We start from the raw sequence: 15,301 nt of genomic DNA, 5'->3' as shown, positions 1-15,301 counted from the left end.
TATGTCGTCCCCATTACAAAAATTAGTTATTTTTTGCCCTTTACCCCCAAAACCTAATGGAATAGCAGATTACCTTGCTGAGCAGTTACCGTATTTCGTCCGAAATTTTGATGTAACTGTGGTTATAGAAAACGACTCTCCTCAGCCTGTAGATATACCTAACAATGTTTCAGTCTTGTATATCGAGCAGTACATGTGGTGCCGAGCTGAATATGTACAATACCCGCATCTTTATCACGTAGGGAATAATCGTGATACTCAGTATATGCTTGAAATACTGTTGTCGACACCAGGTATCGTTATGGTTCATGATTTGAATCTTCATTACCTTATCGACTTAACAAACCTGTCTATTGGTGATAAGGCGTCTTATACAAAGGCACTGTATAACCAGTACGGTTCTGCGGGTAAAGTGTTAGGTAAACAACTCTCTGAATATGGGTGGAAAGGCGGTTTTATGCCGCACGAGCTTATGATGAATTCAAGCATCATTGATGCTGCAAGTCATATCATAGTCCACTCAAAATATTCAGCAGACAAAATAAAGGCGATAGGGCATCAGAAGGTTTCTATTATTCCGCACCACCTGTCACCCAAAACTCGAAAGTATAGCTTGAAACATAAGATGACCTATCGCGGGCAATTAGGCCTTCCGGGGAATAAGGTTGTTATTACTTCTATGGGGTTTATCGCAAAGGCGAAACAAATTAAGGCGGTGCTATTGAGTTTAAAAGAACTCAAAGAGCAGGGATTAGAGTTTGTTTACGTCCTAGCTGGGCAGTGTAAACCTCACGAATACGATGTTTATCAGGATATCGCTGATTGTGGGTTGCAAGACCATGTTATCGTTACCGGATTTTTAGAGGAAAATGACTTCTTTAAATATTTGTGTGCTTCGGATTTCATTGTAAATTTACGTTATCCAAGCGGAGGTGAAACATCAGGTACATTAACTAGAGCAATGGGGTTAGGCTTAGCTTGTGTTGTTGTTGATATCGGTCCATTTGGGGAGATACCCAAGGAGTGTGCACTAAAATTAACGTATGATGAAGACTTTCAAACCAGTCTCACAAAAGCTCTAAGCACGCTGATAGAAGACAACCAGCTGCGAGCTAATATTGGCATTTCCGCAAAACGATGGGTTCAGCAAACACAAGAGATAAATGTAACTACTAGCGCGTATGGCGAAGTGGTTAAAGCGTGTCAACGCGAGCAAAATACGCATACCGATAATAGTGGAAGGGAATCTCCTAGCAATCAAATATATAGTTATTATTCCGACACTGCATTTTATTCAGAAGTAGACACTTTGATGGGTAGCTCTGAATTTTCTGACCTCATCGCCCGCATAAGTGGTGTTACATGGTGGTCTGAAAACGTCATTCCAATCGGTATAAAAGGTAACGTATTGTGTATTAGTGAGTCGTTTGACGATGCAATTCTTTTATCACGGCTGTTCAAATATGACGATAGCAGTATTTCACATATCGACCCTTTTGAAATCACGAACCCCGTAACCACTCAAGCCAAGTTGGTTGTTAATATTTCTCCGTTACGTGCGATGGAAAATGACCCTATTTCCTATTTGTCAGCAATAAACCTACAGTGTGCTGTGGGTGCTGTGGTGATATTGTCTTTTATTAATGATGGGCTTACTTCATCGACTGTCGATTTGCAGCGTAGTGATCTCGAGCACTATATTGAAGCAGCAGGCTTCAGTGTAGAAGACAAGTATGCAGGGCAAAGAACATTGGATATCCACAATCGATTCCCCTTGTTGGATACGGAGGAATGGACATTTGTGACAACAAAATGCTCTCGAATGGTAAATAAGGCGCCAAAAGGTTACGGCGCAACTAGCAGTAATTTAGCGTTACTGCCAGAAATCAAGCAGCAGGAAGTCTAAATGCAGAACCATTCATCCACAGTTTTAGAGTTGATGTCAGAACGGCATGGCATTTACAGAGATATTATAGTTACTGCCGCTATATTGGAATCTATGCCGGCGAAGTTTCATGCTTTAATAGAAGCTCAGCCTCAAAGTCTTTTGGTGAATATGTTCGAAGCTTCTGGGTTAAGTTGTACATTAATCCCTTCATTTGAATTATTGAAACAACACGGCTTTGAATTAGCGAAACTGTATAGCGAACTGGATATTGATCTTACGTTTATAGGTCAAGATAGTCGAGACCATCATATAGTCCCTAAAGTTCAGGCAGGTTATGCCGGGCTTGCAGAGCACAAACGAATTATTCGTGAACGTACATTTTCAGAAGTTTGTAGTAGATATACTCACTTGAGTTGGGTGGCCTTGTCATTTATTGATGACGCGCTACTTTTAGACAACGCGAGCATCATAAATCAGAAGCGACCACTTATTTCAGGTAGGTGTAAATCTGTAACGCAGGATATGATAGCGTGGGGAGACAGAAACAACTATGTCTTTTTAAGTGAGCTACTCTGCGACATAACTGAACATGAAGAAGGTCGTATCATTTACGCATTTCCATCTTCAGACTGGGCTGAGCAGGTTAAAAGTTATGCTGGTGCAAAGTCAGTAATATCGAATCAATCAGTTTCTACAAGCAGAGTTTTACAAAAATACTATTCGCCTCTTGTATCCATTAATTCTGTCGTTGGGCGCCTAACATCAGACTATTTGAAAAATAATAGACGTTGGTATCACATGGATAAGCTGATGGCGTTCAACTTTTATCCACTAGAAACAGATGGTGAGCAATATTGGCGTTGGCTAGGCCCAAATTCATCAAGCCGGCTATTTATTCCTCTGATGGCAAGAGGCCATTATAAGATAAATTTGCAGATAGGTTTTTTTCCGGAAGATGTTATTAGCAAGAAGATAAAGTGCTTTTTCGATGGCAATTTAACCTTCTTTGAAACAATCAACGAGGGGCAAACTATTTCGTTTGAGTACTATGTTCCTTCAGATGGTAAAACTTTCGAATTATTAGTTACTTCTGATGAAATGACGTCTATTGAAGGTAAATTACTGGGCTTTTCGTTAAGCGGTTTGGTTATTGAGTGGGTTGAAGGGCTAGAGAATGAATAAAGATATATTGATCGTATCTCCAATTCCATCACACCCGCAGTTTCAGGGTAATAGCGCTAGAATTTATCGCCTGAACCAAATGTTTAAACTGCTAGGTTACAGGGTTCATTTCGTTTACTTTGGAATGGAAGGATTAAATGAGACTCAGCGATTGGAAATGGAAAGTGATTGGGATACTTTCCACTTTGTAAAACCTGAGGGGCCTGCCGCAGAACCGTCTTTTGTAGACTACTTTGATATCGATGACTGGTACGATGAAAAAGTTTCTGAGTTGGTTGAAGAATTGTGTGGCCGTTATAAATTTGATATCTGCCTTGTCAACTATGTCTGGTTCTCAAAGGTTTTAGACGTCGTTCCAGAGACGACATATAAAATAATAGATACACACGATGTGTTTGGCGACCGCCATATCGTTGCTGCAGAAGCAGGGTTAGAGGCTGTTTGGTTTTACACCACGAAGGCGTTGGAAGCGTTAGGGTTGGAACGGGCTGATCTTATATTAGCTATTCAGAGCGAAGAAGCTAAGTATTTTGAAGGTCTTGTTGAAACGCCAATTTCCACTGTTGGTTACCTTGTTCCTCCAGTGGTTCTCGTTGAAAAACCTCATGAAACCTCAGCGAAAATAAACATTGGTTACATAGGTTCTGGCAATCCATTTAATGTTACGTCAATTCTGGCGTTACATGATTTTGTATCACAATATCCCTGCTTATTGGAAAAGTTCGAATTTAGCATCGCGGGAACAATTTGCAGCGCTTTAAAGTCAAAAGTTCCTAACTTTAACTTAGTGGGTTTAGTCGATGAGTTAGATGACTTTTACCGAGTGATAGACGTCGTTGTTAACCCTATGATTGGCGGAACAGGCCTAAAAATCAAGTCACTAGAGGCGCTTTCCTATGGAAAACCTCTGATAGCCACAAAAGATGCTATGGTAGGTATTAGCACTACTAGCGACTTCCAAAAATTTGAATCTGTTGAATTATTGGTTAGTGCTTTACGCACTTTCGATAACACTGCGAAAGAGCAACTGGCCATAGACTCAGTAAATGTTTTTCAAGCGTATAACGCTCAACAGATAGCTACTTTTAAAAAACTATTTGGTAATGTTGAATGATAGTCAGTCACAAATATAAGTTTATTTTTGTACATATTAATAAGTGCGGTGGAACCAGTGTTACGCGAGCATTATTGCCTTTTTTAGGTGAAGATGATTTGGTGCTAGGCGGCTCACCTGAGACAGAGAAGCTATCTGAAGAGTATTTAGCGAAGCACGGAATATATAAGCACTCAACGGCATCAGAAATTAAGCGTTTTGTTGGTGATGACGTTTGGGATTCCTATTACAAATTTGCCACTATTCGCAATCCATGGGACAAAATTGTTTCAACTTACTTTTGGTTTCATAAAACAGGATGGGGCAAAGGCGGAAAAGGAGACAAAGTAAGAAGTTTAGATTTTGAAACTTACGCAAAGTCACAGTGGATGGATGAGTTAGGGTGCAGTGACTTCTTATACGACGGCAATGATCTATTGGTGGATGATGTCTTCAAAGTGGAAAACTTGAACGAGATGCTCGCTTATATTAGTGGCAAATATCATTTACCCTACAAGTCAGCACCGCGCTCAAACTCAACAAAGCATCATCACTACAGCTTTTATTATAGAACGGAAGAGAGCAAACAGAGAGTAGCAAACCGATTTGCTAACGACATTAAAAATTTTAATTTTGAATTTGAGTCGAGCTCAGAGTCAGATTATTCGCTTGCGCAACATGAAATTGACTTTTTAAGAGATTTAGCAATCCAAAACGAAAATAGCGATGTTTCGCTGGCGCAGAAGCTAATGTCTATTGCATACAATGCACGACCTGAAGGCTCATTGATAAAGAAAAAGCTTAATGATTATGAAACGCTTCTTTCAAAAAAAGAAGACTAAAATGCCGATTGTAACAACATGCTCAAATGCGTATGTCATTCCTCAAACATTGGGTACTGACTTTGGTTGTGGAGAGCAAAAGTTTATTCACGGCGTATATATTAACTCGTCTGAAAGGCCTAGCCATTTTTTTCATAATAGACAGTCAGGCCCTTTGATTAACTTTTCATTAAGAGAAGAATACTTAAAGGAAAATTTAGTGAAAGACGTCACTAAAAAGAAAGGGCGATGGTTGTATGCAGGCGGCCTCTTTGAACATTTTGGTCACTTTTTGTCGGAAAGCATTCATCGTTTGTGGAAGTATGATAGTTCCGAATTTGATGGCGTTGTGTTTTCATGTAAACCAAATATTGAAAATGTAGAACACCTTCCAAGTTATATATTGGAAGTGTTATCTCTTTTCAATATTTCGCAAGACAGCGTTTTCTTAGCGAAGGAGTTGGTTTGCTTTGAAGAGCTTGTCGTGCCTGAACAAGGAACTGTGCTAAACGGAGTTCCTCATGACTGGTATATAGAACATTTAGAAAAAATTCAGAAAAAAGTGCCAAAAAGCGACTCGCGTGCTTATGAAAAAGTGTGGGTTTCTAGGGAGAACTTCTTGGCGGCCGGACGTGTTCTCGGTGCAGATTACTTTATAAATCTTCTTGAAGAAGATGGTTATAATGTGTTTAGGCCAGAAGAACATTCTCTTACAGAGCAGTTATCTATTATTTTATCTGCCAAGAAAATCATATGGGAAGAAGGTAGTAGCATGCATCTTCTTGATTTGATAGGTAGCCTAAATAGCTGTAACTTAATTTTGGCGCGACGCCCTCATCACAAAGCATTTGAAAAGTTATTAAAAGCGAAGTGCCAAAGCAGTTACGCTTTTTTTGACGTGCAATGCTTGCCCGACTTTAGGCGAGATGACGACATGCTTTTTAGTGCAGTATCTTTATTTTCAAACGGTGCCGATTTCTTCAATCTATTAAAAGAGACTAACTTTTACTCGCAGCTTAAAGAAAAATTCAACGAAGATAGATTTCTGAGCTTTGAGAAAAGAGATGTACTTCAATTTTTACATCTGGCGTCAAATGAAATACGTAATAGTGATAAGTTTTCAGCCTTTTTGAAAACTTATTTAACCACTCGACACGTATAATATATGCAAATCATTATTCATGTGGGCCCATCAAAAACGGGTACTTCCGCAATTCAAAATTGGTTATCGTTTCACCAAGGCGAGCTTTCAAAATTAGGAATATATTATCCTAATCATAAAGTGGATGTGAATGGCATAAGTTCGGGGAACCTATTACAAATTTTCGATAGAGAAGGCGAAGACCTTGTTATCAATAGAAAAAAAATTCAAGGTGTATTAGCCGAGGCCAAAATCCTGAACTGTGATCGTTTGCTCTTATCTTCCGAGTTTTTTTCTGAACATATAGAAGCATTGGTAAGTGAGTTGTCTCAAATAGAAGTAATCGCATATTTACGTTACCCCCTCGAATTTACACAGTCCTCTTATAATCAAGGTATTAAACGGCACAGACAAACCCATCGATTTGGCATAAGAATGAAGCCTCAAGCCTTTAATTTAGAGCGTCTCGCAAAAGTTTGCGATGCGCTTGGTAGCAATGATTACCAGATTAGGCCTTACCATGCAGAATGTTTTGAAGGAGGGAGCTTAATCTCTGATTTTTGTTCCGCTTTGGGAATTCATGAGTCAGTTTCCTCGCTAATAACTGATGAAAGAAAAACGAGTCAAATTAACCCCTCGTATAGTATTGAGAATTTGGAGTTTAAGAGGTGGTTTAATCAACTAAATCTAGCGAGTTACACCAAAACCTTGGATACCTTCTTGCAATCTGAGAGTAAAAGTGGTGAAAGATACTCGTTAGTTAAGCCCGAATTGTTCGAAATAGTAAAGTCACACTTTAATAAGCTCATCGAAGAGTTTTCTGTGCACTATAAGGTTCATAATGCTGAAAAGTTTATTAGAGTTTGCCGTGATTTGTCGCCTCCCCCCTATAAAGAGCAATTTTTATCTGAGAAAGATTTTAAAGAGATAGCAGATAAATTTTTAGCCGCTCCCGAAGTGGATGAGCTTACATTGTTTACTTTATATATCAATGAATGGAGTAAAGTTGACAACATTGAGCGCCCAGAATTATTAGATTTGCTAGGTTCGAGATTTTCTTTGTACGTTCGATTTCGTTTTTACGCTAAAGCACTGGTTAGGCGGGTTAGTAAGTTACTTCAATTGGTAATGATGAAGGTAAAAAATTGAGTTTAAAAGAATTTAATTCCTATCTTCCTTGGACTGTTAGCAGAGTTAATAGCATTCCAAAATCTCTGTGGGAATTGCTGTTTGCAGACTTTAAATTCCAAGCCGTCATTAATACGAAAGTTACCAATTTAATGGTATTTCTATATACAAAACATTTTGGGAACTGTGATCCATGTTGCCCCAAGACGCAAAGAGAAATATTTTCTTGGTTTAGCGTCACGGGCCGTTCAATCTATAATTTGGATCAATTAGAGTCTATTCTAAATGAAACGCCTCAGGCAGTAAAAAATGAAAAAGCCCATGGCTTTAACTTGATTGGTTATAATCGTGGACGATTAGGTTTAGGTGAAGACTTAAGAGGTTTTATCAATGTATTTGAATTATTAAACATCCCATTCAGTGTTTATAGCATTGGTCACTCTTCTGACGCACCTAAAGATTATATGCATGTTAATGAAGATTACTCTTTGCCTTTCGATCACTCGATTTTTTGCATGAATGTAATTGAGTTAAGCAAGTTGATCCAATGCTATGATGGTGACTTATCACCATTTGCTTATTGTATTGCAGCTAGCCCGTGGGAGTTACCCAAAGCACCAGAAAAGTGGGGTGAAACTTTGTCTCATTTTCAAGAGATTTGGGCGATTTCCCGATTTGTTGAAAAAAGCTACAAAGATGCATTCGAAGACAAGATCAAAATAAAATATGTTGCGCCAGTTGCAAGCATGCCGAACGCGTCACCTATCCAAAACGTAAAACGGCAGTCTCGTCCTTTTACGTTTTTGTTTATTTTTGATGCAAAGTCATATCTGAAACGAAAAAACCCAGAAGCAATTGCTAAAGCCTTTCTTAAAGCATTTAACGGTAATGAACAAGTCAGATTGGTTATTAAGTCTACTTCAGAAGGGAGTGGCAGCGATTGGCATAGTCTTATCAAGCTAGCACAGAGTGATAGTAGAATCATGCTTAAGGTTGGAAGTATAAGTGATGGAGAAATGGCTCAATTTTGGAAAAATTGTGATTGTTATGTTTCCCTCCATCGAAGCGAAGGTTTTGGAAGAACGCTTATTGAGGCGGTAGCTAGAAAAATACCGGTAATTGCAACAGGGTGGTCTGGTAGCACAGATATAATTGCTGAGACTAACCCTTTAGCGGTAGAGTATAGCTTGAATCAGCTCGACAGTAGTGATTACCCTGAAGGGAGCGGGCAATGTTGGGCTGAGCCGCTTGAAAATTCAGCTGTCCAAAAACTTAGGTGGGTCTATGAAAATCGCCATTCAAATGAGATAGCGAATATCGTTCGTGACAATTATACTAATTTTCAAAACAATTTTTCTGTGACAGCTGAAAAACGAAATCAAATACTGCAAAGTTATTTAAAAATATAGGTTGAAAAATGCGAAAAGGAATAATACTAGCTGGCGGATCTGGCACACGTTTGCACCCGTTAACTAAAGTAGTTAGTAAGCAGTTAATGCCTGTTTACGATAAGCCGATGATTTTTTATCCGTTAACTACGCTAATGATGTCGGGCATTCGTGACGTACTCATTATCACCACACCTGAAGAGCAGCAGCGTTTTATCGACCTAATTGGCGACGGCGCGTCGTTAGGAATGAATATTCAATATGCGGTTCAACCATCGCCCGATGGTTTGGCACAAGCGTTCTTGATTGGTGAAGAGTTTATTGGCAATGATAGCTGCTCTCTGGTTCTAGGCGATAATATTTATTACGGCCATGACTTAAAACTTTCACTCCAAAATGCATACAAGCAAGAACATGGTGCCACGGTATTTGGTTATCATGTTAACGACCCAGAGCGATACGGCGTGGTAGATTTTGATGATGATTGGAATGCGCTTTCTATCGAAGAAAAACCCGCTGTGCCTAAATCAAACTATGCGGTAACCGGTCTTTATTATTACGACAACCGCGTAGTGGATTTCGCAAAAGAAGTGAAGCCTTCACATAGAGGCGAACTCGAAATTACCGACTTAAACAATTTATACCTTCAAGATGGCTCGCTTAAAGTTGAACTAATGGGCCGCGGTTCTGCTTGGCTTGATACGGGCACGCTTGATTCATTGCTTGATGCTGCAAATTTTGTGGCGGCGATTGAAAAGCGTCAAGGCTTAAAAGTATGTTGCCCAGAAGAAGTGGCCTATAGAATGGGTTATATCAACGCTGAGCAACTTGAAAAGCTAGCGGCACCACTTAAGAAAAGTGGTTACGGTGATTACTTACTAAAAGTGATTAACGATAGAGTTAAAATCTAGTTTCATGTCAAATTACAAAAGGTGGCACTGCCACCTTTCTTCTTATTTTAAATTGCCAGTTTGTATGGAAAGTAAATGCAAGTCATTAAAACAGATATCCCAGACGTTAAAATTATTGAACCAAAAGTATTCGGCGACGAGCGCGGTTTCTTTCTAGAAACCTTTCGCACCGACTGGTTCAAGAAAGAATGCGCAGATGTAGACTTTGTTCAAGACAACCACTCCAAATCTAGCCAAGGTATTCTTCGCGGTCTTCATTATCAAATGGAGCAAACACAAGGTAAGCTAGTTCGCGTGGTTAGCGGTGAAGTGTACGATGTAGCCGTAGATATGCGTAAAGGTTCATCTACCTACGGAAAGTGGGTTGGGGTAACGTTATCAGCTGAAAACAAGCGTCAGCTTTGGGTACCAGCGGGCTTTGCTCACGGTTTTTACGTAACCAGTGAATCTGCTGAATTTGTGTACAAGTGTACCGACTATTATCACCCGGAATCTGAAGTATCGGTAAAATATGACGACCCAACTTTGAATATTGACTGGCCTTTGGTGAACGGAGAAAAACCTTCACTATCTGGGAAAGACGAAGCTGGGGTGGAATTTGTAGACGCGCCCACATTTTAATTGTCATTGGTACTAGCGATAAATGAATATTGTAATTATAGGTAAGTCTGGGCAGCTAGCGTTTGAGCTTTCTCGTGAGCTAGAAGGTAGCGAACACCATGTAACGTTTTTAGGGCGCGATGATATTGATATTACAAGTAGCGATAGTATTAACACTACTTTAGCGTCGTTGTCAGTTGATGTTTTGATAAACGCATCTGCGTATACAGCTGTTGATAAAGCCGAAGAAGATACTGAAGCATGTAATGCTATCAATACGTTTGCTGTGAAGAACTTAGCAAACTTCTGTAAAGATAACGGCGCCTTCATGGTGCATGTGTCTACCGACTATGTATTTAACGGCCACAAAGGTTCACCTTATTTAACGGATGATCCTATCGAGCCGCAAGGTGCTTACGGTAAGTCAAAGGCTGAAGGTGAAAAAGCACTGTTTGAAATACTGCCAGAAGCCAACTGCTTAATCCGTACTGCTTGGGTTTACTCGTCGCATGGCAATAACTTTGTGAAAACTATGCTGCGCTTAATGGGCGATAAGCCACAGCTTGCTGTTATCGATGATCAAATTGGTACGCCTACGTGGGCAAAAGGTTTGGCTGAAGCTTGTGTTTCTGCCGCTGAAAATAAAACAGCCGGTGTTTACCACTGGACCGATGAAGGTGTAGCAAGCTGGTACGATTTTGCGTTAGCTATTCAAGAGTTGGGCGTTGAGAAAGGATTGCTAGATAAATCAATTCCAGTACTACCTATACCGTCCAGCCAGTACCCAACACCTGCAAAACGTCCTCACTATAGTGTGCTTGATAAACAAACTGCGCGTGAAGCATTTGCTTCGTGCAAGCCTACTCACTGGCGTAAGCAGTTAGCTAGCATGCTAGATGAATTGAAAGCCTAAATGGCAAGAACAGAATTATTTTTGGTAAAAAGAAAATGAGTAAAACAATTTTAGTAACAGGTGGCGCGGGCTTCATTGGCTCTGCAGTAGTTCGTCATCTTATTAACGACACTGACCACGCAGTGGTTAATTTAGATAAGCTAACTTACGCGGGTAATTTAGAGTCATTAACTTCGGTTTCAAACAGCGACCGCTACAGCTTCGAGCAAGTTGATATTTGTGATGCTGAAGAAGTAAAGCGTGTTTTCAATACGCACCAGCCAGATATCATTATGCACCTTGCGGCAGAGTCTCACGTAGACCGTTCAATTGACGGGCCAGGTGAGTTTATTCAAACCAACGTTGTAGGCACATACACTTTGCTTGAGCAAGCAAGAGCATATTGGTCAGCACTTGAAGGCGATAAAAAAGCAGGGTTTAAGTTCCATCATATTTCTACTGACGAAGTATACGGCGACCTTCCTCACCCAGATGAAGTTGAGCCAGGAACGGAGCTTCCACTGTTTACGGAAACTACTCCGTATGCACCAAGTTCACCTTATTCAGCAAGTAAAGCAAGCTCTGATCAGCTAGTGCGTTCGTGGCTTCGCACATACAAGCTTCCAACGCTTGTAACTAACTGCTCTAACAATTACGGCCCTTACCACTTCCCAGAAAAGCTTATTCCATTAGTTATTCTAAATGCACTAGCTGGTAAGCCGCTGCCTGTATATGGCAAAGGTAATCAAATTCGTGATTGGTTGTATGTTGAAGACCATGCGCGTGCGCTAGTTGTTGTAGCGCTTAATGGGGAGATAGGCGAAACTTATAATATTGGTGGACACAACGAAAAGCAGAACATTGAAGTGGTGCAAACCATTTGCGCTATTTTGGATGAAGTAAAGCCGAAAGATAGTAAATACGCTGAGCAAATCACTTACGTTCAAGACCGCCCAGGGCATGATATGCGCTATGCCATTGATGCTAGCAAAATTGAGCGTGAGCTAGGATGGAAGCCACAAGAAACATTTGAAAGTGGTATTCGTAAAACCGTTGAATGGTATTTAGCAAATGAAGGCTGGTGGAAAGCGGTTCTTGACGGTAGTTACCAAGGCGAACGCTTAGGTACAAGTAGCTGATACTCGCCACTTTAATTCGTGATATAATAAAAAGCCGCAAAATTGCGGCTTTTTTGTTTTTTTAGTGTTGTTAGATATCGCTGTTAGGGATTGAATTAGCTGTATGAAGAAATTGGCCATGTTAACCGTTAAAGGCGCTGTTGGTTTAGTACCAAAGGCGGTTAGAAACAAGCTGAAAAGCAACCATAAACTCACCGAGTTTTATAGCCGTTCTTTACAGCGTTCGGGGTTGTTTTATGGTTTCCCTTCTGAAAAAAAACGTATGGCTTTGTATAGTGCTTACCTCAAACAACAGACGCAATACTTCCAAGAGTTGGCTTCTATTGACAAAAATGCTCTCGAAATTCACGTGCTTGTCTTTGGGGCAAAAAATCAATCTTTAACGTTGGATTCGCTTAACCGGGTAGGCGTAAAACATGAACGCATCTGTGTGGTGGCGCCAAACAGTGTTGACGAGTCAATCCGTCGTGCCTCAACAATTTCTGAAGCAGTGGATGATTTATCTGAATCGACGAGGCTTCTGCTTTTAAATAGCGGAGATACGATAACTAAAGAGTCTTTTGAAACGTTTCTAAAATGCGACAGTGGTGGCGATATTGTTTACTGTGATACCGATAAGATTGACGCTAAGGCTCGAAGAGTCTCCCCTCATTTTTTGCCCGATTGGAATCCGGACCTACAGTTCTCTACAGGTTATGTGTTTACGGGCGTAATGTGTAAAGCGGCTTTGGTCAAAAAGACCTTGGTAAGCGCTTCGTCAATCGCCGGACTCGTTACTGAGCTATGGTTGAAACAATCAAAACTGTCAGTTGAGCACGTACCCTATACACTGGTTCATCGTTTCTTTAATAAAAAGAGGGCAATTGAAAGTCTAGCTGATATTAGAACAGTGATAGAAAGTTGCATAACTGCAATTCCATCTTACAATGAAGAGCTTGCCGTAAATACTATTCAGTGGCCCGTTGAATCTGAACCTTTAGTTTCTCTTATCATTCCTACTAAAAATGGCAAAGCACTTGTTAAAGCTTGTATAGAGTCCATATTAGAAAAAACCGTATATCAAAATTATGAAATATTACTCATTGATAATGGTTCTGATGAAAAAGAAAGTCTCGAGTATTTTTCAGAACTAGACAAACATACCAAAATTCGAGTTCTTCGTTACCCTGGTGAATTTAATTATTCAGCAATTAACAATTTTGGCGTACAACATGCTTGCAATGATAGTACGGTAATAGGGCTTATCAATAATGACATTGAGGTGATAAACCCTCATTGGCTAACAAGTATGGTGGGACATGCCATGCGTAGCGATGTGGGGTGTGTGGGCGCTAAATTGTTATACTCCGATGGAAGAATTCAACATGCTGGAGTGGTTTTAGGGTACGGTGGTGGTGCAGGCCATGCACATAAATACTTCCCTAGATACCACCCAGGGTATATAAAGCGCTTAATTGCAACGCAAAATTATTCTGCAGTGACAGCAGTTTGTTTGCTGGTAAGGAAGTCGCTATTCGTGGAAGTAGGTGGTTTAAATGAAAAAGATCTCACTGTGGCTTTCAACGATGTAGATTTCTGCCTAAGGGTGAAAGAGTTGGGAGTGCGGAATATTTATTGCGCAGAGGCTGAACTATACCATCATGAATCTGTGAGTAGAGGCTTAGACCATGCTCCAGAAAAAGCAGCACGATTTAATCGAGAGTTAGAATATTTAAAAGTACAGTGGGGTAAATACATTGAACATGACCCCGCATACAGTCCGAACCTTACACTTATGCGTGAGAACTTTTCCATCAAATCGAAAGAAGAGTTTTCCCGTTAGAAATAGCTTTGAATTAATTTGAAAGTTGGAACTGAAAAAGTAAATGGAATCAACAATGAGCAATTATAAAATAGCGGTAGCTGGTACCGGTTACGTAGGCTTATCTAATGCTGTGTTGTTAGCGCAACACAATGAAGTGAAAGCAGTTGACTTGGTTGCAGAAAAAGTCGAGATGCTGAATAACAAAAAGTCTCCAATTGAAGACATAGAAATTTCAGAATATCTAGCAACGAAAGAGCTTAACCTTGAAGCCACGTTAGATGCACAAGTTGCTTATAAAGATGCCGACTACGTTGTCATTGCAACACCAACGGATTACGACCCTCAAACTAACTACTTCAATACTGGTAGTGTAGAGGCGGTTATCAAAACAGTGATGGAGATTAACCCTAATGCTGTGATGATTGTAAAATCGACCGTGCCAGTAGGGTTTACTAAAGACGCAAAAGCCCGCTTCGGTTCCGATAATATTATCTTTTCGCCAGAGTTCTTGCGCGAAGGCAAAGCACTTTACGATAACCTTTACCCTAGCCGTATTATTGTGGGCGAACAAAGCGAGCGAGCAGAAATTTTTGCTAAGCTACTTCAACAAGGCGCAATTAAAGAAGAAATCGACGTGCTATTTACCGATAGCACCGAAGCTGAAGCCATCAAGCTCTTTGCGAACACTTACTTAGCAATGCGCGTTGCTTACTTCAACGAGTTAGACAGCTATGCTGAGCGTAATGGTCTTGACACTAAGCAAATCATTGAAGGTGTTGGTTTAGACCCGCGTATCGGTAATCACTACAACAACCCAAGCTTTGGCTACGGTGGTTACTGCTTACCAAAAGATACCAAGCAACTACTAGCTAACTACAGCGAAGTGCCGAATAACATGATTCAGGCCATTGTAGATGCCAACCGTACACGTAAAGACTTTATTGCTGATTCAATCGTAAGCCGCGGGCCGAAGATTGTCGGCATCTATCGCCTTATCATGAAGACAGGTTCAGACAATTTCCGTGCAAGTGCGATTCAAGGCATCATGAAGCGTATTAAGGCGAAAGGTATTGAGGTTGTAGTTTACGAGCCAGTGCTTAAAGAAGAAAGTTTCTTTAATTCACGCGTAGTAAACGACTTAGAAGAGTTTAAGGAAATCTCTGACGTAATCGTAGCAAACCGTGTAACGGGCGATATCGAAGACGTACTCGATAAAGTATACAGCCGCGACCTGTTCAACGCTGACTAACAAAATAAATTGAGATTGCGAAAAGCATCAGTCTTTTCGCAACCCTCCTCACAAAAAACTTCCCA

Annotated in this window: 13 protein-coding genes; all 13 read left to right on the top strand. The window is 40.3% G+C overall.

The window, feature by feature from the left end:
• Position 1 precedes the first annotated feature (1 nt).
• The 13 genes from ACYX4W_RS00930 (at position 2) to ACYX4W_RS00870 (ending at position 15,236) form a co-directional block, all read left to right on the top strand.
• A complete protein-coding gene (locus ACYX4W_RS00930; RefSeq protein WP_476074425.1) occupies positions 2 to 1,906 on the top strand; it encodes a glycosyltransferase in 1,905 nt (634 codons plus the stop codon).
• Positions 1,907 to 3,070 (top strand): hypothetical protein, encoded by a 1,164-nt coding sequence (locus ACYX4W_RS00925; protein WP_476074424.1) that lies wholly within the window; start codon positions 1,907 to 1,909, stop codon positions 3,068 to 3,070. It abuts the gene before it with no gap.
• On the top strand, positions 3,063 to 4,184 hold the full coding sequence (locus ACYX4W_RS00920) for a glycosyltransferase (protein ID WP_476074423.1): 1,122 nt from the start codon (positions 3,063 to 3,065) through the stop codon (positions 4,182 to 4,184). The genes ACYX4W_RS00925 and ACYX4W_RS00920 overlap by 8 nt, the downstream gene beginning before the upstream one ends.
• Positions 4,181 to 5,005 carry a sulfotransferase family 2 domain-containing protein gene (locus tag ACYX4W_RS00915; RefSeq protein WP_476074422.1) on the top strand — a complete coding sequence of 275 codons (825 nt, stop codon included), beginning with the start codon at positions 4,181 to 4,183 and terminating at the stop codon, positions 5,003 to 5,005. Before ACYX4W_RS00920 ends, ACYX4W_RS00915 begins: the two co-directional genes overlap by 4 nt.
• Positions 4,968 to 6,146, top strand: coding sequence for a glycosyltransferase 61 family protein (locus ACYX4W_RS00910; RefSeq protein ID WP_476074421.1), 1,179 nt, complete (start codon positions 4,968 to 4,970; stop codon positions 6,144 to 6,146). The genes ACYX4W_RS00915 and ACYX4W_RS00910 overlap by 38 nt, the downstream gene beginning before the upstream one ends.
• A 3-nt stretch (positions 6,147 to 6,149) precedes the next feature.
• The gene (locus ACYX4W_RS00905) at positions 6,150 to 7,274 is read left to right on the top strand and encodes a hypothetical protein (protein WP_476074420.1); all 1,125 of its coding nucleotides are present in this window, start codon (positions 6,150 to 6,152) and stop codon (positions 7,272 to 7,274) included.
• Positions 7,271 to 8,662, top strand: coding sequence for a glycosyltransferase (locus ACYX4W_RS00900; RefSeq protein ID WP_476074419.1), 1,392 nt, complete (start codon positions 7,271 to 7,273; stop codon positions 8,660 to 8,662). Before ACYX4W_RS00905 ends, ACYX4W_RS00900 begins: the two co-directional genes overlap by 4 nt.
• Before the next feature lie 8 nt (positions 8,663 to 8,670).
• Positions 8,671 to 9,552: a glucose-1-phosphate thymidylyltransferase RfbA gene (gene rfbA / locus ACYX4W_RS00895; RefSeq protein ID WP_476074418.1), complete on the top strand. Its 882-nt coding sequence runs from the start codon at positions 8,671 to 8,673 to the stop codon at positions 9,550 to 9,552.
• 75 nt (positions 9,553 to 9,627) lie between these two features.
• The gene (rfbC, locus tag ACYX4W_RS00890) at positions 9,628 to 10,173 is read left to right on the top strand and encodes a dTDP-4-dehydrorhamnose 3,5-epimerase (protein WP_476074417.1); all 546 of its coding nucleotides are present in this window, start codon (positions 9,628 to 9,630) and stop codon (positions 10,171 to 10,173) included.
• Positions 10,174 to 10,195: 22 nt separating this feature from the next.
• Positions 10,196 to 11,065, top strand: coding sequence for a dTDP-4-dehydrorhamnose reductase (rfbD, locus tag ACYX4W_RS00885; RefSeq protein ID WP_476074416.1), 870 nt, complete (start codon positions 10,196 to 10,198; stop codon positions 11,063 to 11,065).
• Positions 11,066 to 11,100: 35 nt separating this feature from the next.
• Positions 11,101 to 12,183: a dTDP-glucose 4,6-dehydratase gene (gene rfbB / locus ACYX4W_RS00880; protein ID WP_476074415.1), complete on the top strand. Its 1,083-nt coding sequence runs from the start codon at positions 11,101 to 11,103 to the stop codon at positions 12,181 to 12,183.
• A gap of 103 nt (positions 12,184 to 12,286) precedes the next feature.
• On the top strand, positions 12,287 to 14,005 hold the full coding sequence (locus ACYX4W_RS00875; protein WP_476074414.1) for a glycosyltransferase family 2 protein: 1,719 nt from the start codon (positions 12,287 to 12,289) through the stop codon (positions 14,003 to 14,005).
• Between the two features lie 43 nt (positions 14,006 to 14,048).
• Positions 14,049 to 15,236: a nucleotide sugar dehydrogenase gene (locus ACYX4W_RS00870; RefSeq protein ID WP_476074413.1), complete on the top strand. Its 1,188-nt coding sequence runs from the start codon at positions 14,049 to 14,051 to the stop codon at positions 15,234 to 15,236.
• Positions 15,237 to 15,301: the final 65 nt, after the last annotated feature.

It is taken from the genome of Alteromonas sp. ABH4_454 (assembly GCF_056311775.1).
Note: the sequence above shows the minus strand (reverse complement) of the source record. Positions and strands in the feature narration are given on the sequence as shown.